This is a genomic window from Streptomyces sp. NPDC051664, from assembly GCF_044453545.1.
Classification (GTDB): domain Bacteria; phylum Actinomycetota; class Actinomycetes; order Streptomycetales; family Streptomycetaceae; genus Streptomyces.
Genome location: NZ_JBITCU010000016.1, coordinates 82,758 through 100,709, shown reverse-complemented (window position 1 = coordinate 100,709; position 17,952 = coordinate 82,758). Strand labels below are relative to the sequence as shown.

Sequence of the window (17,952 nt, the reverse complement as noted above, 5' to 3'; positions counted from 1 at the left end):
CGGGCTCAGCCGCCCGAGCCGGAGGCGACGGCGTTGCGCCAGACGGTGAGGTCCAGAGTCATGTACGTACTGGGCGAATCCTCGGCCGAGAAGCCCTGCACCGTCACCAGCCCCATGTGTCCTGTCCCGGTGGTGACGCAGATCTGTCGCCCCTTGGAGAGCTTGTTCACGTAGATGTTCTTGGTGAACCGGGTGTCCTTGCGGCAGGCGTCGAGCGATCCCTCCTGCCCCGGATCGAGCAGGACCAGGTTTCCGTCCTGGCTCTCCGCGTCGAGATATCCGCCGGTGTCGTAGGAGAGTTCGTACCCTCCGTCCTCCCCCTGCACGGGCCGGACGTCGTCGTCACCGAGCGTCAGGTGGTACCCGGCTGTGAGGTTGATGCCCTTGTGGACGACGGGCTTCGGCGCAGGCTTGGCGTCGGGCTTCGATTCGGCCGTCCCGCCCCCGCTGCCCTCCTGACTTTCCGGCTTGTCCTTCTCGCCCTGGCTGCCCTGTGACGAGCCGCTGCTCTGCTCCTGCTGCCCCTCGTCCTTGAGCAGGACGTACGTGCCGCCACCCGCGATACCGAAGACCAGTGCGGCGGCAAGGGCGATGACCACTCCCCGCCCGCCCGCGCCCTTCGAGGACCGGGGCGCCGACGGAACGGACTGTCCGAAGTGTCCGGGGTACGTCTGTGCGTACGCCGGACCCTGGGTCGGTGCGTGAGCGTGGGCATGGGCGGCCTGTGCCGGGGTGGGCGTCCGGTACTGCTGAGGGGGCCGGTACACCATGGGCGGACCGTAGCCCGCGGGCGCGGCGGCCGGACCCACCGGGGCGGTGGGCGAGTACGCCACGGACGGGGCGGAGTTCGGCGGCGGCGGGGTCCGGGCGGGGGCCGGGGCGGCCGCCCGCCCGGTGATGTCGGCGGCGACCGAGCCCGGCAGCCAGTCCTCCGGGCGCCGCAGCACCGTCTCCGCGTTCGCGGACTGGCAGAGCCCGATGACCTCGGCGACCGACGGCCTGGCCCCGGGGTCCTTGGCGAGGCATCGGGTGACCAGCTCCGTCAGCCGCTCCGGGACCCCGCTGAGGTCGGGCTCCTCATGGACGATCCGGTAGAGCACACCGTGCGAGGTCCCCTCGCCGAAAGCCGGCGTCCCCGTCGCCGCGTACGCGGCGACCTGACCGAGCGCGAAGATGTCGGTGGCCGCAGTCACCCTGCGCCCCGCGGCCTGTTCGGGGGCCATGAACGAGGGCGTGCCGATGGTGACGCCACTGCCGGTGAGCGAGGTCGCGTCGGCGGCGTAGGCGATACCGAAATCGATGACGCGGGGCCCGTCGGCGGCGAGCAGCACATTGGACGGCTTGAGATCGCGGTGCACGATGCCCGCGCCATGGATGACGTGCAGGGCCTCCGCCATGCCCGCGATCAGCAGCAGTACCGTCTCGACAGGCAGCGCCCCATGCGCGACGACCGCGTCGGCGAGCGAGGGCCCCGGCACGTACGCGGTGGCCAGCCAGGGCTGTGCGCCGTCGGTGTCGGCGTCGATGACGGGTGCCGTGAACAGGCCCTGCACCCGCTGCGCGGACTGCACTTCCTGGGCGAACCGGCGGCGGAACTCGGCGTCCTCCCCGAACTCGGGGCGGATCACCTTGATGGCCACGGGCCGCCCACCGGGCGTGTACGACAGATACACCTTGCCCATGCCGCCCGCACCGAGCTTGGCGGCGAGCCGGTATCCGCCGATGGTTGTCGGGTCGTCTCCCGCAAGCGGCTGAAAGACCTGAGGCGAACTCCCCCGGTCCGGCTGCTGTGCATTCATGAACTCACGTCTCCCCCGAAGTACGCATCATCGACACGGCACCCTATCCAAGGCCGACCCGTCGGCGCCCGCGTCGGCGAGGCGTGCCGAACTTCGCCCACCGAGCGGCCAGTTCAGCGGCACAGCGACGACCAGCGCGACAACTGCGTAGAGATCACCCGCTGCCCCCACACCATCCGCGTCCGCGACTCCAAGGACCTCGCCGTTCCCGTCCTCGCCCTTTCCCCCACCGCTTGGGCGGACTTCCTCCCGTACGCCGCGCGGCAGTAGCGGCCGGGCGGCGTCGGAGGCCGCGTCGCCGGCTGTCGGACCCGCTCCGTAGGGTGTCGGCATGTCCACCGAGTCGCCCCTGATCCAGAGCATGCGGACCGCTGTCGCCGCGGCTCCCACCGACGTACCTCTGCGCCTACATCTCGCCGAGCTGTTGCTCGGTGAGGGTCTGAGCGAGGACGCGGTCGCCGAGGCCGCCGTGGCGTTGCAGCACGCGCCCGGGGACGCGGGGGCGCGGGCGCTCATGATGCGGGCGATGGGCCTGCCCGCACCGGCTGCCGAAAAGCCGCAGTCGGTACCGACGCCGGCGCCGGAGAAGCCCGGTGCGCAGGAGACCGCACCGGAGGTGCCCGACGCACCGGCGCCGCCCACCGGCTTCGACTGGGCGGCCGCCGAGGACGAGGTCGCGGACGCCGTACCGCCGCGGTTCGTGACCCCCGGCCCCACCTCTACCGTCCCCGAGGCACCCCTCGCCGCGGACGGCGGCGGCGACCCCGGGGACGCCACGGCCTGGGAGGTCGACACCCCCGGTACCGTCACGCTCGCCGACGTCGGCGGCATGGAGGAGATCAAGGAGCGCCTCGAAGCCGCGTTCCTCGCCCCCATGCGCAATCCCGAACTGGGCAGGCTGTACGGGAAGAGCCTGCGCGGCGGGCTGTTGATGTACGGGCCGCCGGGCTGCGGGAAGACGTTCATCGCGCGGGCCGTCGCGGGTGAGCTCGGGGCGAGCTTCATGTCCGTGTCGATCAACGACGTGCTCGACATGTGGATGGGCAACTCCGAGCGCAACATGCACGAGGTCTTCGAGACCGCCCGCCGCCAGGCGCCGTGCGTGCTGTTCCTCGACGAGGTCGATGCGCTGGGAGCCAAGCGCAGCCGTATGCAGCACGGCGGGATGCGCAACACCGTCAACCAGTTGCTCACCGAACTGGACGGCGTCGGCGGGGCCAACGAGGGCGTGTTCGTGCTCGCCGCGACCAACGTCCCCTGGGACGTGGACATCGCGCTGCGGCGCCCCGGCCGGCTCGACCGCACCCTGCTCGTCCTGCCGCCGGACGCGCCCGCACGTGAGGCGATCCTCCGCTACCACCTGCGCGACCGGCCGATCGAATCCGTCGACCTGGGCAAACTGGTCAAGGTCACCGAGGATCTGTCGGGCGCCGATCTGGCCCACGTCTGCGAATCCGCCTCGGAGCGGGCGCTGCTCGACTCGACCCGTACCGGGGTGGTCCGGATGATCAACATGAAGGATCTGCTGGGTGCGGCGAAGGAAGTCCGGCCGTCCACCGATCCCTGGTTCGCCTCGGCGCGCAATGTCGCGATGTTCGCCAACGAGGGTGGGATGTATGACGAGTTGCTCGCCTATCTGAAGAGGAAGCGCAAGCTGTGACGACTGCCGAGCACCCCCTGACCGAGCAGGCGGCCGCCCTCATCGGCCTGGACCGGACGGACGAGGCGAAGGCACTGCTGACCAAGCGTCTCGCCGAGGACCCCGAGGACTTCCGGGCCTGGGTGCGGCTGGCGCGCTGCCATCTGCGCGAGCGGGAGTTCGAGGACGTCGTCACCACGACCGGTGAGGCACTGCGGATCGCCCCGCAGGACTGCGACGCGTGGATCGTGCGGATGTACGGGCTGCGCCGCACCGGTCGTCGGGACGAGGCGCTCGCGGCGGCCCAGGAGGCGGTGCGGATCAGCCCGCAGTCGTGGCAGGCGCTCAACGCGCTCGCGGAGGCGGTCAGTGCCTGGCAGCCGCGCTGGCCCGAGGTGCTCGAGCTGGCGCAGACGGCGGTCCGGCTGGCCCCGGAGGAACCGGCGGCGTACCAGGGGCTGTGGAAGGCGGCGCTGCTCAACGGGGCCTTCGACGTGCGGGACCACGCGATCCGCGAGACGCTGCGGCTCGACCCGACGAGTGCCTGGGCGCTGCGTGAGCTCGCCGAGAAGCAGGCCGCCGCGCCCGGCACGGGGCCCAAGCGGCGGGCGGAGGTGTACGCCTCCGCGCTGGCCGCCGACCCCGATTCCAACAGCATGCGCATGGGGCTGGACCGGGCCGTGTTCCAGATGCTGCGCGGCACCCGGTGGCTCGCCGTGCTGAGTCTGGTGCTGGCGGGTGCGGCGATCAACCTGTTCCCGTCCGACGGGGACGGGCCCGAGCTGCCGCTGCCGATCGGCACCCGGCTGTACGTACTGGCGCTGATCGGGGTGGTCTGGGCGTTCGGCGCGTGGCGGCGCTACCGGAAGCTGCGCGCGGGGGTGCAGCTGAGTGTCCGGTCGCTGTTGCGGCGGATGTTCTGGGCACGGCTGGTGCTGGCGCAGGCGGTGCTGGGGACGCTGTGCGCGGTGGCCGTCGTGGCGGTGCCGTGGACGGACCGGGGTGTTCCGCAGGTGGTGTTCTGGGTGGGGCTCGGGCCGACGCTGCTGACGATCTGGTTCGACCGTCCGCGCACGCGGTAGCTCAGCGGGCCAGCCGGCCGAGCAGCGAACCTGCGGCGACGATGCCGACGAGCGCGGCGAAGGCGAGTATCGCGAAGTCGAGCCCCAGGTGGGCCGGCGTACCGATGAGCAGCCCGCGCAGGGCGTCGACCTGGTAACTCAGTGGGTTCACCCTGCTGATGGCCTGGAGCCAGCCCGGCATCAGGGCGACCGGGTACAGCGCGTTCGACGCGAAGAACAGCGGCATGGTGATGGCCTGGCCGATGCCCATCAGCCGGTCGCGGGTCAGGACGATGCCGGCGATCGACATCGACAGGCAGGAGAAGAACGCCGAGGCGAGGACGACGACCACGACCACGCCGAGCAGGCGCAACGGGTTCCAGGTCATGCCGACACCGATCAGCGCGGCGATCACGATGACCACCGCCGCCTGGATCACGGCCTTCACTCCGGCGGCGAAGGCCTTGCCGGTCACCAGGGCGGTCCGGGGCGTCGGTGTGACCATGAGTTTGGTGAGGACTCCCGAGTCCCGCTCCCAGATGATCATGATGCCGTAGAAGATCGCGATGAACATGGCGGACTGGGCGATGATGCCGGGCGCCAGGAAGTCGAGATAGGGGACGCCGCCGGTCGGGATGGCGTGGATACGGGAGAACGTCACGCCGAAGATCAGCAGCCAGAGCGCCGGCTGCACGGCGCGGGTGTAGATCTCGGTACGGTCGTGGCGCAGCTTCTGCATTTCGACGACGCACATCGCGGTGACGCGCGCGGGGACGACGCGCCAGCCGGTCCGGGACGGCGGCGGGTCCAGCAGGAGAGCGAACCGCTGGTCGGGCGAGCCGGGTTCAGCCGAGGCGTGATGCGGTGCGACGGGTACGGCGGACATCGCGGAACGCTCCCTTCCCTTCGTCGGAACCTGAGCCGGGGCCGGAACCGGAACCTGAGCCGGGGCCGGAGCCGGGGTCGTCCAGGCCGCTTCCGGCGTGGTACCGGAAGACGTCCTCCAGCGTCGGCGGCGGCAGGGCGGTCTCACCGGACTCCCGGCGGTGCGCGATCAGTTCGGCCTTGAGCTCGGCGGGCGTGCCGAGCGCGCGGAGCCTGCCGAGGTGCATGAGGGCCAGCCGGTCGCAGCGCTGATCGGCCTCGTCCATGGAGTGGGTGGTGACCAGCACGGTCATCCCGGTGCCGGTCCGGATCTCGGTGATGCGGTCCCAGACGCTGTCGCGCGCGATCGGGTCCAGGCCGATGGTCGGCTCGTCCAGGATCATCAAGCGGGGTGCGCTGACCAGGGCCTGGGCCAGTTCGAGGCGGCGCACCATGCCGCCGGAGTACGTGGCGGCGAGCCGGTGCGCCTGGGGGCCGAGGCCGACCGCGTCCAGCGCCTGTCCGACGCGGGCCGCGCGCTGGCGGCGGGGCACGTCGAAGACGCGGGCGAAGAGGGCGACGTTCTCCCGGCCGGTGAGGCCGGCGTCGGCCGACAGTTGCTGCGGTACGTAACCGAGCAGGCGTCGTACGGCCATCTTCTGCCGGGCCGCGTCATGGCCGAACACCTCGATGACACCGCACGGCACGGGTAGCAGGGTGGTGATCGCGCGCATGGTGGTCGTCTTGCCCGCGCCGTTGGGCCCGAGCAGGCCGAAGACCTCGCCGGGGCGGACCAGCAGGTCCAGCCCGTCGACGGCTTTCGACGTACCGAAGGAATAGGTCAGACCGGTGCAGCTGAGAGCGGGGGTCACGGGGGCTCCTCCCCTTCGCGCAATGAGTCGGCGAGTCCGCGCAGTGACGGGAGCGCGGCGGTCAGCGCGGCTCGGTCGGCCGCGTCGAGTTTCGCGACGTGTTCACGGAAGAGCGCGTCGCGCCGGGCACGCCACTCGCGCAGCCGCGCGACGCCTGCGGGGGTCGGGTACAGCAGCGCGGCACGCCCGTCGCCGGGGTCGGTCTCCCGTCGCAACAGTCCTCGCGCGACAAGGTGGTTGACCAGGGTGCTGACGGAGTTGGCCGCGAGGCAGAGGTCGTGCGCGGCGGCGGAGACCCGGATGCCGGGTTCGGTGTCGACGAGACGGAGCAGTTCGGCGTGCGCCCCACGCAGCCTGGGTGGGGGCAGCCCGCTCCACAGCCGTCGCCGGGCGAGCCTCTGGATGCGGGGCAGAAGTACGGCGAGCTCATCAGGTAGGTCACCTGCCGCCATGTCTCCATTTTAGCTCTGTGTGCGAGGTATCGGCCCGGGTGCGACGGTCACGGTCCGACAGGCGGCCACGGGGCTGACGCAGTGAACGGAGGAGTCCCCGGGAAACCCACCGCCGACGAACAGACCGCGGCGGGCTCACCGCTCCGGGAACCGCTCCCCGCACCTGCTGCAGAAAACCGGCGCCGGATCCGCCGAGAGGCGGCCGCAGCCGGGACAGACCCGGTCCAGCATGCAGGGCCCCTCGCCGCCTTCGTACGCCGCCGGGACCTCGACCGAGGGCTTGATGGTCAGGCCGGGACGGCGGCGGTGGACGGTGAGGTACGCCAGGCCGTCCGGTCCGGCCGCGAGGGCGCGGCGGGAGGTGCGTGGCAACCAGAGGACCGTGGTGGGGGCGAGCTCCAGGACCTCTGCGCCCGTGGCCACCCGGCCGCTTCCCGCGATGACCACGAGGAGCACGTCGAGGACGTCCTCCTGATGCTCACCGACCTCGGCGCCCGGCGGCAGACGCACCAGGTTGGCGTCCAGCTCCCGCCCCTGTTCGGCCAGTTGCCAGAGTGCACCGCGCCGGTCGGGGGCCGCGGCGGCGATCAGATCGTCGAGTACGGCCAGAACCCGTGGGGTGGAAGTCACGGCAGCCACGCTACGCCCCGCCATAAGGTGAGCCCTTTGGCCCGGACCGGAAGGACGACGCCGCCATGGACCGCGAACCCGACGAGAAGTACCCGCCGATCGAACCGTACGACCAGGGCATGCTCGATGTCGGTGACGGCAACCTCGTGTACTGGGAGGTCTGCGGCAACCCGGACGGCAAGCCCGCGCTCGTCGTCCACGGCGGTCCGGGGTCGGGGTGCGGCGCACACTCCCGGCAGTACTTCGACCCGGACCGGTACCGGGTCGTCCTCTTCGACCAGCGGGGTTGCGGCCGGTCGACCCCGCACGCGAGCGACCCGGCCGCCGACATGCGGCACAACACCACCGCCCACCTCGTCGCCGACATGGAGCGGCTGCGTGTCCGTCTCGGGATGGAGAAGTGGCTGCTGTACGGGGGGTCCTGGGGGTCGACACTGATCCTGGCGTACGCCGAGGAGCATCCGGAGCGGGTCTCCGAGATCGTGATCCCGGCCGTCACGACGACCCGCCGCAGTGAGATCGACTGGCTGTACCGGGGCGTCGGGAAGATCTTTCCGGAGGCGTGGGACCTGTTCCGGGCGGGCGTCCCGGAGGCGGCCGGGGACGGCGACCTGGTGGCCGCGTACGCCCGGCGGACGGAGAGCCCGGACGCTGCGGTACGGGCGAAGGCCACCGCCGACTGGTGCGCCTGGGAGGACGCGGTGCTCTCCCAGGAGACGTACTCGGGACCACCCCCCTACAGCGGCCGGCCGGGCAGGGCGCAGCAGGCGCTGGTACGGATCTGCTCGCACTACTTCTCCCACGGCGCCTGGCTGGAGGAGGGGCAGCTGATCCGGAACGCCGGGCGGCTGGCGGGGATCCCGGGGGTGCTGGTGCACGGCAGGTTCGACCTCGGCGGCCCGCTGATCACCGCGTGGGAGCTGGCGAAGGCATGGCCGGACGCGGAACTGACCGTGATCGACGGGGCGGGGCATCTGGGCGGGCCGGCGACCACCCGGGCGGTCCTGGAGGCGCTGGACCGGTTCGCCCCGCAGTAGAGGACAAGTCGGCGCAACGCGGGGGCGGTCCCGTCGGCCGGAGAGAGCAGTGGCATGCTGTGCAGCCCGCCGCACTGCGGCGGATCTTGCTCCTCTCGTCGGAATTCCCGTGGCGTTCCCCCAACGTGCCCCCGAGCCGACGGAACCTGACTGTCCCACCACTCACCCGAGGGATACGACTTGAGATCGCGGCGAAGACTCTGGGCCACGGCTGCTGTTGCGACGACGGCGGTGGCCGGTGTCCTGGTGTTCCAGGGCATGACCGGAAATTCCGGCGACAGTGCCGACAGCAAGGCAGGTCCGGTTCGGGCCGAGGTGCGCGAGGCGGCGCTGAAGGTGTCCGCCGACGGCAGTTCCGCGTCGCTCGGCCGGCGCGACACCGCACCGTTCAGCATGCTGGGGGTCACCTGGACCGACCCGGCGGCGAAGGTGACGGGAGCGGTCGACGTACGGACCAGGTCGGCCTCGAACGGCACCTGGTCGTCCTGGACGCCGCTGGAGACCGACAACGACGGCCTTACCGAGGCGGGCCGCTCCGGTGTCCGTGGGTCCACCGAACCGCGGTGGGTCGGCCCGTCCGACGGCGTCGAGGTACGCGTCACCGCGGGCGCCAAGGTCTCCGCGAAGCTGCCCGCCGGGCTGCGGCTGGACACCGTCGACCCCGGCAAGGGCTCGTCGCTGCACGCGGACCCGGCCGCCTTCGTCGCCGGAACCGAGACCCCGGCCGACCCGTCGTCGTCCGACTCCCCCTCGGCCGATCCGACGGCCACCTCGGAACCGACCCCCACGGCCACGGAGTCCGACACCGCCCCGGCATCCGGGACGCCGACCGTGACACCTTCCGCGACGGCGACGGACAGCCCGTCGCCCACGGCGAGCGACAGCTCCTCGCCGACCGCGAGCACCTCGCCGTCCGCATCGCTGCCGCCCGCGCCGCCGTCGACCGTGCCCAAGCCGCCCATCACCTCGCGTGCGGGCTGGGGCGCCGACGAGTCGATCAGCCCGGAGGCGCCGGAGTACAACACCACGGTCAAGGCCGTCTTCGTCCACCACACCGCAGGGACCAACGACTACTCCTGCGCCGACTCCGCCGCGATCGTGCGCAGCGTGTACGCATACCACGTCCAGAGCGAGCTCTGGAAGGACATCGGCTACAACTTCCTGGTCGACAAGTGCGGGACGATCTTCGAGGGCCGCAAGGGCGGCGTGGACCGGCCGGTCCTCGGCGCGCACACCTACGGCTTCAACCGGGAGTCGACCGGTATCTCCGTGCTCGGCACCTACACGGATGTGGCCGCCCCCAGCGCGGTGACCACCTCGGTGGCCCGGATCGCCGCGTGGAAACTCGGCCAGTACAAGGTCGACCCGGCGGGCAGCACGATGCTGACCGCAGGTGCCGACGGCAACAACCACTTCCACAAGACGTTCACCGCCGGATCGGCGTACTCCTTCAAGACGATCTCCGGCCACGGCGACGGCTTCAACACCGAGTGCCCCGGCACCAAGCTGTACGGGCAGCTGCCCGCGATCCGCAGCCTCGCCGCGGGCCCCGTCACCGGACTGGCCATCAAGTCGGTGACCGGTGCCACGCTGTCCGGGACGTCGTACTACACCAAGTCCGCGATCACGGTCGGCTGGTCGGCGAGCACGCCGAGCGCCTTCATCTCCAAGTACGAGCTGCTGCTCGACGGCAAGAGCGTCGCCACCACCGCGGGCACCGCCACTTCGGCGAAGGCCACCCTCGGCGCCGGCACGCACACCGTCCAGGTCCGCGCCACCCACCAGTCGGGGAAGACGGCCCTGTCCGCGGCGGCGACCGTGGTGGCCGACCAGACGGCGCCGAGCTTCACCACCAAGCCGAACCTCGCGTTGCGCACCGGCACGGTGAGCACCACCGCCGTCCCGCTCACCCTGAAGTGGAAGGCGACCGACACCGCTTCGCTCAAGGAGGTCCGGCTGACCGCCCCGGTCGCCAAGACCTACGGCCCGACCACCACGAGCGCCTCGCACACCGCCAAGTCCGGTGTGGCGACCGCGTGGTCCATGACCGCGTACGACCTGGCGGGCAACACCGCGGCCGCCTCCGTCTCCGGCACCCCGGTAATCCTCCAGGAGACCTCGGCCACGAAGACCGGCACCTGGACGACGAAGTCGTCGTCCAGCTATCTCGGCGGCAAGTCGTACTCCAGCTCGTCCAAGGGCGCGAGCCTGACCTGGACGTTCACCGGCAGGTCGGCCGCCTGGGTGGTCTCGCGCGCCAGTACGTCCGGCCAGGCGTACGTCTATGTCGACGGCACGAAGGTGGCCACGGTCGACCTGAAGTCGTCCACCACCAAGTACCGTGACGCGCTGTGGACGAAGAGCTGGTCCACGAGCGCCAAGCACACGGTCAAGATCGTCGTCGTCGCCACCTCGGGACGGCCGACGATCACCACCGACGGACTGGTCTACCTCAAGTAGCCGCCACGCACGATGACCTGAGCCCGGCTCCGCGCGCTTGTGCCGCGGAGCCGGGCTCAGGTGTTCACAGAGAGGTTCCCCCACTCACCAGGCGAAGGCCTCCGGCGACGGGCCGGGGCCCGGGAAGATCTCGTCCAGGGCGGCCAGCACCTCGTCCGACAGCTCCAGGTCGACGGCGCGCACCGCCGAGTCGAGCTGCTCACGCGTACGCGGGCCGGAGATCGGGCCCGTCACGCCCGGACGGGTCAGCAGCCAGGCCAGGCCCACCTCGCCGGGCTCCAGGCCGTGCTTCTCCAGCAGGTCCTCGTACGCCTGGATCTGCGCGCGCACCGCGGTGTTGGCGAGCGCGTCCGCGGACCGGCCGGACGTCGAACGGGCCGTGCCGCCCTCGCGCTCCTTGCGGATCACACCGCCGAGCAGTCCGCCGTGCAGCGGGGACCACGGGATGACACCGAGGCCGTACTCCTGCGCGGCCGGGATGACCTCCATCTCGGCGCGGCGTTCGGCGAGGTTGTAGAGGCACTGCTCGCTGACCAGACCGTACGAGCCGAGGCGCTTCGCGGTCTCGTTGGTCTGGGCGATCTTCCAGCCGGCGAAGTTGGACGAGCCCGCGTAGAGGATCTTGCCCTGCTGGATCAGGACGTCGATGGCCTGCCAGATCTCCTCGACCGGGGTGGCGCGGTCGATGTGGTGGAACTGGTACAGGTCGATGTGGTCCGTCTGCAGCCGCTTGAGGCTGGCGTCGACGGCGCGCCGGATGTTGAGCGCGGAGAGCTTGTGGTGGTTGGGCCAGGAATCGCCCTCCGCGGCCATGTTCCCGTACACCTTGGTGGCGAGTACGACCTTGTCGCGGCGTTCACCGCCCTTGGCGAACCAGGTGCCGAGGATCTCCTCCGTGCGGCCCTTGTTCTCGCCCCAGCCGTAGACATTGGCAGTGTCGAAAAAGTTGACGCCCGCGTCCAGCGCGGCGTCCATGATCGCGTGGCTGTCGGCCTCATTGGTCTGCGGACCGAAGTTCATGGTGCCGAGGACGAGTCGGCTGACTTCAAGTCCGGTGCGTCCGAGCTGCGTGTACTTCATGGGCACCAAGCCAACGCCTTCGAGTCCGCTCGAAGCAAGGGCTCATCGGGCGGACTCAGCGGGTTTCGAGATCCTTGAGGGTCGTTGTCAGCCAGCTCAGTTCCGCCTCGCTCGCCGCACGGGCGATCGTGAGAACGCCTCGTCGGAACGGGTCGTCGAAGGCCTCCGGGCCGAGCGGGCGCTCGCCCCCGGAGCCGTAGTCGTAGAAGAAACTGCTCGGCTCCTGCAGGAACGTCAGCCTGCGCCGCAGTACGTCCGCCTGCTCGACGGGGGCCCGCAGGTGGCGGAGGAAGGCGAGGACGGTGAACCAGCGGTTCTCGTCGCTGATGTCCACGTCGTCGGCCTCGCGCAGCCGGCGGCGCAGCTCCTCGCACCCGTCGTCCGTCAGGGTCAGCGTGTGACGGGGTGCGGCCCTGCTGCCGGGCTCGGTCCGGCGGCCGAGCCACCCGGCGCGCTCCAGGCGCTTGATCGCCGGGTACAGCGTGCCGTCCGCGATCGGGCGGACATGGCTGGTGAGGTGGGCGACGCGTCGCTTCAACTCGTAGCCGTGCAGCGGCTGCTCGTACAGAAATCCCAGGATGGCCAGTTCCAGCACCCGAGCATCCTCCCCCCTCGCTTCATACATCGGCACCGATATATGGTCTCGCCGATGGTTTCATGGCCGGAGGGGAGCGGGAGACATGAAGAACGCACAGGTGACTGCGGACGGTGCGCGCATCCGGTGGGTGGAGATCCCCGGCAGCGACGGACGGACCCGCGTCTATCTGCATGGGCTCGGCGCCTCGTCCGGTCCGTACTTCACCGCGAGCGCCGTCCATCCGCTCCTCGCCGGGAGCCGTTCGCTGCTCATGGACATGCTCGGCTTCGGCATCAGTGACCGTCCCACGGACTTCGACTACACGCTCGAAGCGCACGCCGACGCGATCGCCGTCGCGCTCAGGGCCGCCGATGCGTACGCGACGGACGTCGTCGCACACAGCATGGGCGGTTCGGTGGCCATCGTGCTCGCGGCACGCCACCCGGAGCTGGTGGCGCGGCTCGTCCTGATCGACGCCAACCTCGACCCGGTCGCGCCCGATCGGCAACGGCCCGGCAGCAGCGGCATCGCCGCGTACACGGAGGAGGAGTTCCTCGATCAGGGCATGGCCGAGGTGCGCGACCGGGTGGGACCCCACTGGTGGTCGACGATGCGGCTCTCGGGCTCGGAGGCACTGCACCGCAGCGCCGTGCACCTCGCGCGCGGAACGACGCCCACGATGCGCGAGCAGCTGCTGGAGCTGAAGATTCCGCGCACTTACCTGCGGCCGGAGAGCGACGGGCCGCTGCCCGACGAGGACGGTCTGGTCGAGGGCGGGGTGCGGGTCGTGCCGGTCCCTGGGTGCGAGCACAACATCATGCTGGACAACCCCGAGGCGTTCGCGAAGGAGACGGCCGGGGCCCTGGGGCTGGGCTGACGGGAGCCGGTGTCAGTGCCTCAGCCTCCGACTGCGGCTGTCACGGCGACAACGGCGAACATCAGTACGAGCACGGCGGCCATGATGCGGTTTCTGGTCTTCGGGTCCACCCGTCGAGCGTAACCGCACCGCTCAGTGCCCCAGTGGCCAGGAGGCAACCACCTCGTACCGCGGCTGCTCCCCGGGCACCCCGGCGATCGGCAGATTGCTGCGTACGAGAGCGATCTCGCCGACCTCCCACGGCGTGCCCTCGAAGGGGTCCAGGGCCTCCAGATAGGGGTGCAGGTCGGTCTCGGAGCGGCTGCGGGCGAGGGTGAGGTGCGGGGTGTAGCGGCGATGCTCGTCCATCGCGACGCCGGCGCGGCGGGCTGCCGCGTCGGCGCGCTCGGCGAGGAGCCTCAGCGTGTCGAGTTCGCCCGCGGCCCCGGCCCACAGCACATGGCCGTCGAACCGGCCGCCTCGGTGGATGCGCAGCGGGAACCGCTCGGTGCGGCGGGCGGCGCGCCCCAGCCGCTCATGCAGATCGGGCAGCAGCCCTTCGTCGACCACACCGAGGAAGGCGAGCGTGAAGTGCCACGCGTCGGTGCCGGTCCAGCGCATGCCACCGGCCCCCGGAAGCGTGTGCAGCGGGGCGACGGCACGGCGGAGCTCCGCGACGGCGGAGTCGGGCGGCAGGACGGCGACGAAGAGTCTCATGCGGCTCATGGGCCGAGTGTCGCACCGCACCGGCACGCGTCCCGGTCGCTGTGCGTATCGCGTTGTATCTGTGAAACGGCCCCGCGTACCTACGGGACGGCCCCGGCCGGTATCCACCGGCCGGGGCCTTGCCACGTCGCGTACGGGGGGTCCTCAGGCCGCCGTCGCCAGCTGCTCGCGGGGGACGAACCGGACATGCGGGCGGCCCGGCCGCAGGTCGACCTTGATGCGCAGGCCGCCGACGCGGGCCAGCATGAAGCCGACGCCGAGTGCGGCGAACATCGAGAACGCGCCGCCGACCGCCATGGCGGTCCGGACGCCGTACGTGTCGCTGATCCAGCCCACGATCGGGGCGCCCACCGGCGTACCCCCGGCGAAGACCATCATGTACAGGCTCATCACCCGGCCGCGCATGGCCGGGTCGGCGGCCATCTGGACACTCGTGTTCGCGCTGATGTTGGTGGTCAGGCCGATCATGCCGATCGGGACCAGCAGGATCGCGAAGAGCCAGACGTACGGCGACATGGACGCGATGATCTCCAGGAGACCGAACACCGTCCCCGCCGCCACCAGCATCCGTAGCCGCGAGGAGCGCCGACGGGCGGCCAGCAGTGCACCGGCCAGCGAACCGGCCGCCATGAGGATGTTGAAGAACGAGTACATCCCCGCGCCGCCGTGGAAGATCTCGTCCGCGAAAGCGGTGAGCCAGATCGGGAAGTTGAAGCCGAACGTGCCGACGAAGCCGACCAGGACGATCGGCCAGATCAGCTCGGGGCGCCCGGAGACATAGCGCAGCCCCTCGCGGAGCTGCCCCTTGGCACGCGGCACGACGACCGCCTTGTGCAGTTCGCTCGTGCGCATCAGCAGCAGGCCGATGAGCGGGGCGCCGAAGGACAGGCCGTTGAACATGAAGGCCCAGCCGCTGCCGACCGTGGTGATCAGGACACCCGCGACGGCGGGACCGATCAGCCGGGCCGACTGGAAGTTGGCCGAATTCAGACTGACCGCGTTCCGCAGCTGGGCGGGGCCGACCATCTCGGAGACGAAGGACTGGCGGGCCGGGTTGTCCACGACCGTGACCATGCCGAGCAGGAAGGCGATCAGGTAGACGTGCCACACCTGGACGACGCCGGAGAGGGTGAGGGCGGCGAGGACGAGCCCACAGAGACCGAGCGCGGCCTGGCTGACGAGGAGGAGCTTGCGCTTCGGGAGCCGGTCGGCGATGACGCCGCCGTACAGGCCGAAGAGCAGCATGGGAAGAAACTGGAGGGCCGTCGTGATGCCGACGGCGGCGGCGGACCCGGTGAGGCTCAGAACGAGCCAGTCCTGCGTGATGCGGGACATCCAGGTACCGGTGTTGGAGATCACCGCGCCTGTGGCGAACAGGCGGTAGTTGCGGATCTTCAGCGACGAGAAGGTCCCGCCGGGCTTGCTCTCGTGGGTGGACGTCGGTGCGGGGGCGGAGTCTGCTCCGGATCCCGTACTCAAAAGGGTTCGCCTCCTCGGGCGTGGACTGCGTGCTGACTGACGGGATGCGGCCGTACGGGCTGCACGCGGACTCTGGCCCGGCGCACCCCCCGTACCGCTACAGGTGGGCGAGCTTCTCCAGCACAGGTGCGGCCTTGCGCAGCGTCTCCCACTCGTCCTCGTCCAGGCCTTCGGCGAGGGTGGCCAGCCAGGCGTTCCGCTTGGAGCGGCTCTCCTCGAGCATGGCCTCGGCCTGCTCGGTCTGGCTGACCATCTTCTGGCGACGGTCATCGGGGTGCGGTTCCAGTCTGACCAGTCCCTTGGCTTCGAGCAGCGCGACGATGCGGGTCATCGACGGAGGCTGCACATGCTCCTTGCGGGCCAGCTCACCGGGGGTGGCGGAACCGCATCGGGCGAGTGTGCCGAGCACCGACATCTCGGTAGGGCTCAGCGACTCGTCGACGCGCTGGTGCTTGAGGCGTCGGCCCAGCAGCATCACGGCGGAACGCAGGGAGCTCACGGCGGCGGCACTCTCGCCGTCGTGGATCAGGTCAGGCATGTTTGTTAGCGTAACTCATTACCTACCCTAAATACCACTTGGCTGGTACACGCGCGGCCTATCGATCACCCAAATGAGTGAGTGAGATCCGGAAAGTGACGCGAAACGACCTCAAAGGCCGTAACCCTGCTTGCCATGGGATCGACAGTGCTCAGCCTGCGGATCGACGGTGAGCTGCTCGACCGGCTCCGTCAGCACGCCGCCAGACGCGGAATGAGCGTCCAGGACTACGTCGTCAGGACGCTCATCCGCGACGATTTCGACGAGCGCTTCAAAACGGCCGTCGAGGAGACGGAAAAGTTCTACGGGGCGGACGACCGGGTGAATGATGCGCCCGGCTGTCCGCCCCGCAGCGGGTGACGTGTGAAGGGTTACGACGTCAGGCCGAGGGCCGGCATCGCGTAGTAGAAGACGAAGACCGCCGACACCACGTACATGGCCACCGGCACCTCGCGCCGGCGACCGGCCGCCACCCGCAGCACGGAGAAGGCGATGAAGCCGATGCCGATGCCGTTGGTGATCGAGTACGTGAACGGCATCATCACCATGGCCAGGAAGGCCGGGATCGCGAGCGTGTAGTCGCTCCAGTCGATGTCCCGCACCGACCCCGCGATGATCAGGAAGCCGACCGCCAGCAGCGCCGGCGTGGCCGCCTGCGACGGAACCATGGTCGCCAGCGGCGTCAGGAACAGCGCCACCGTGAACAGCAGACCCGTCACCACGCTCGCGAAGCCGGTGCGGGCGCCCTCTCCGACACCCGCCGTGGACTCCACGAAGCAGGTACTGGCGGAGGAGGAGCTCGCACCGCCCGCGGCGACCGCGATGCCGTCCACGAACAGCACCTTGTTGATGCCGGGGAAGTTGCCGTCCTTGTCCGTCAGCTTGGCCTCGTCACCGACACCGAGGATGGTGCCCATCGCGTCGAAGAAGCAGGACAGCAGCACGGTGAAGACGAACAGGATGCCGGTCAGCACACCGACCTTGTCGAAGCCGCCGAACAGGCTGACCTTGCCGATCAGTCCGAAGTCGGGGGTGGCGACCGGGTTGCCCGGCCACTGCGGAACGGTCAGGCCCCAGGCCTCGCCCGGCAGGTCGGCGACCGTGTCGATGACCATCGCGACGACCGTCATGGCGACGATCGAGATCAGGATCGCGCCCGGCACCTTGCGGACGATCAGTGCGAGGGTGAGCAGCGCACCGAGGATGAAGACCAGAACCGGCCAGCCGTTGAGGTGACCGTCAATGCCGAGCTGGAGCGGCACGGTGGTGTGCGCGACGTCCGGGATACGGGAGACGAAGCCCGAGTCGACCAGACCGATCAGCAGGATGAAGAGACCGATACCGATCGCGATGCCCTTGCGGAGCGACTTCGGTACGGCGTTCATCACGCGTTCGCGCAGCCCGGTCGCGACGAGCAGCATGACGACGATGCCGGCGAGGACGACCATGCCCATCGCGTCCGGCCAGCTCATCCGGGGGGCGAGCTGCAGGGCGACGACGGTGTTGACGCCGAGACCGGCGGCCAGCGCGATCGGCACATTGCCGATGACGCCCATCAGCAGGGTGGAGAACGCGGCCGTCAGCACGGTGGCGGTGACCAGCTGGCCGCCGTTGAGCTGATGCCCGTACATGTCCTTCGCGCTGCCGAGAATGATCGGGTTCAGCACGATGATGTACGCCATCGCGAAGAACGTGGCGAATCCGCCGCGGATCTCACGCGCGACCGACGACCCCCGCTCGGAGATCTTGAAGAAGCGGTCCAGGCCGCCGTGCGGCTGTGGAGCTATGGGCTGCCTGGAGTCGACCGAAGCGGTGGCCGAGGGGGACATGTATGACCTCAGTCGTGCGTAGAGGGGGGAGAAGAGTGGTCAGCTTGGACTTT

General features: G+C 70.3%; 18 protein-coding genes. 7 read left to right on the top strand and 11 right to left on the bottom strand.

Features of this window, described 5'->3' with window-relative positions:
* Positions 1-5: 5 nt before the first annotated feature.
* Complete coding sequence (locus ACIA8E_RS26750) at positions 6-1,799, bottom strand: serine/threonine-protein kinase (RefSeq protein WP_399301844.1); 1,794 nt, start codon at positions 1,797-1,799, stop codon at positions 6-8.
* Here ACIA8E_RS26750 and ACIA8E_RS26745 point away from each other — a divergent pair.
* From ACIA8E_RS26745 to ACIA8E_RS26735, 3 genes are all read left to right on the top strand, one after another.
* Complete coding sequence (locus tag ACIA8E_RS26745; RefSeq protein ID WP_399301900.1) at positions 1,752-2,069, top strand: DUF397 domain-containing protein; 318 nt, start codon at positions 1,752-1,754, stop codon at positions 2,067-2,069. The two genes, ACIA8E_RS26750 and ACIA8E_RS26745, sit on opposite strands and share 48 nt — an antisense overlap.
* Before the next feature lie 61 nt (positions 2,070-2,130).
* Complete coding sequence (locus ACIA8E_RS26740) at positions 2,131-3,459, top strand: AAA family ATPase (RefSeq protein ID WP_399301843.1); 1,329 nt, start codon at positions 2,131-2,133, stop codon at positions 3,457-3,459.
* Complete coding sequence (locus tag ACIA8E_RS26735) at positions 3,456-4,520, top strand: tetratricopeptide repeat protein (RefSeq protein ID WP_399301842.1); 1,065 nt, start codon at positions 3,456-3,458, stop codon at positions 4,518-4,520. Before ACIA8E_RS26740 ends, ACIA8E_RS26735 begins: the two co-directional genes overlap by 4 nt.
* A 1-nt stretch (position 4,521) precedes the next feature.
* Here ACIA8E_RS26735 and ACIA8E_RS26730 read toward each other — a convergent pair whose 3' ends face one another.
* The 4 genes from ACIA8E_RS26730 to ACIA8E_RS26715 all read right to left on the bottom strand — a co-directional run bounded on the left by ACIA8E_RS26730 (position 4,522) and on the right by ACIA8E_RS26715 (position 7,317).
* A complete protein-coding gene (locus ACIA8E_RS26730) occupies positions 4,522-5,385 on the bottom strand; it encodes an ABC transporter permease (protein WP_329161796.1) in 864 nt (287 codons plus the stop codon).
* A complete protein-coding gene (locus tag ACIA8E_RS26725) occupies positions 5,345-6,235 on the bottom strand; it encodes an ABC transporter ATP-binding protein (protein WP_399301841.1) in 891 nt (296 codons plus the stop codon). Before ACIA8E_RS26725 ends, ACIA8E_RS26730 begins: the two co-directional genes overlap by 41 nt.
* Positions 6,232-6,687: a MarR family winged helix-turn-helix transcriptional regulator gene (locus tag ACIA8E_RS26720; protein ID WP_399301840.1), complete on the bottom strand. Its 456-nt coding sequence runs from the start codon at positions 6,685-6,687 to the stop codon at positions 6,232-6,234. The genes ACIA8E_RS26725 and ACIA8E_RS26720 overlap by 4 nt, the downstream gene beginning before the upstream one ends.
* A 135-nt stretch (positions 6,688-6,822) precedes the next feature.
* Positions 6,823-7,317 (bottom strand): cupin domain-containing protein, encoded by a 495-nt coding sequence (locus ACIA8E_RS26715; RefSeq protein WP_399301839.1) that lies wholly within the window; start codon positions 7,315-7,317, stop codon positions 6,823-6,825.
* 65 nt (positions 7,318-7,382) lie between these two features.
* Between ACIA8E_RS26715 and pip the strand changes: the two genes are divergently transcribed.
* Both pip and ACIA8E_RS26705 read left to right on the top strand, forming a co-directional pair.
* On the top strand, positions 7,383-8,354 hold the full coding sequence (gene pip / locus ACIA8E_RS26710) for a prolyl aminopeptidase (protein ID WP_399301838.1): 972 nt from the start codon (positions 7,383-7,385) through the stop codon (positions 8,352-8,354).
* Positions 8,355-8,534: 180 nt separating this feature from the next.
* Positions 8,535-10,814 (top strand): peptidoglycan recognition protein, encoded by a 2,280-nt coding sequence (locus ACIA8E_RS26705; RefSeq protein WP_399301837.1) that lies wholly within the window; start codon positions 8,535-8,537, stop codon positions 10,812-10,814.
* 84 nt (positions 10,815-10,898) lie between these two features.
* Here ACIA8E_RS26705 and ACIA8E_RS26700 read toward each other — a convergent pair whose 3' ends face one another.
* Complete coding sequence (locus ACIA8E_RS26700; protein ID WP_399301836.1) at positions 10,899-11,894, bottom strand: aldo/keto reductase; 996 nt, start codon at positions 11,892-11,894, stop codon at positions 10,899-10,901.
* Between the two features lie 55 nt (positions 11,895-11,949).
* The gene (locus ACIA8E_RS26695) at positions 11,950-12,489 is read right to left on the bottom strand and encodes a PadR family transcriptional regulator (RefSeq protein ID WP_399301835.1); all 540 of its coding nucleotides are present in this window, start codon (positions 12,487-12,489) and stop codon (positions 11,950-11,952) included.
* Between the two features lie 85 nt (positions 12,490-12,574).
* On the opposite strand from ACIA8E_RS26695, the gene ACIA8E_RS26690 reads away from it, so the two are divergent.
* A complete protein-coding gene (locus ACIA8E_RS26690; RefSeq protein ID WP_399301834.1) occupies positions 12,575-13,348 on the top strand; it encodes an alpha/beta fold hydrolase in 774 nt (257 codons plus the stop codon).
* Between the two features lie 132 nt (positions 13,349-13,480).
* On the opposite strand, the gene thpR is transcribed toward ACIA8E_RS26690, so the two are convergent.
* The 3 genes from thpR to ACIA8E_RS26675 form a co-directional block, all read right to left on the bottom strand.
* Entirely contained in the window at positions 13,481-14,044 is a 564-nt protein-coding gene (thpR, locus tag ACIA8E_RS26685; RefSeq protein ID WP_399301899.1) for an RNA 2',3'-cyclic phosphodiesterase, read from the bottom strand.
* 153 nt (positions 14,045-14,197) lie between these two features.
* The gene (locus ACIA8E_RS26680; RefSeq protein WP_399301833.1) at positions 14,198-15,532 is read right to left on the bottom strand and encodes an MFS transporter; all 1,335 of its coding nucleotides are present in this window, start codon (positions 15,530-15,532) and stop codon (positions 14,198-14,200) included.
* Positions 15,533-15,629: 97 nt separating this feature from the next.
* Positions 15,630-16,070 carry a MarR family winged helix-turn-helix transcriptional regulator gene (locus tag ACIA8E_RS26675; protein WP_030926516.1) on the bottom strand — a complete coding sequence of 147 codons (441 nt, stop codon included), beginning with the start codon at positions 16,068-16,070 and terminating at the stop codon, positions 15,630-15,632.
* 135 nt (positions 16,071-16,205) lie between these two features.
* On the opposite strand from ACIA8E_RS26675, the gene ACIA8E_RS26670 reads away from it, so the two are divergent.
* Positions 16,206-16,430: a ribbon-helix-helix protein, CopG family gene (locus tag ACIA8E_RS26670; protein ID WP_399301832.1), complete on the top strand. Its 225-nt coding sequence runs from the start codon at positions 16,206-16,208 to the stop codon at positions 16,428-16,430.
* Between the two features lie 11 nt (positions 16,431-16,441).
* On the opposite strand, the gene ACIA8E_RS26665 is transcribed toward ACIA8E_RS26670, so the two are convergent.
* Positions 16,442-17,899: an NCS2 family permease gene (locus tag ACIA8E_RS26665; protein ID WP_399301831.1), complete on the bottom strand. Its 1,458-nt coding sequence runs from the start codon at positions 17,897-17,899 to the stop codon at positions 16,442-16,444.
* Between the last annotated feature and the right edge of the window lie 53 nt (positions 17,900-17,952).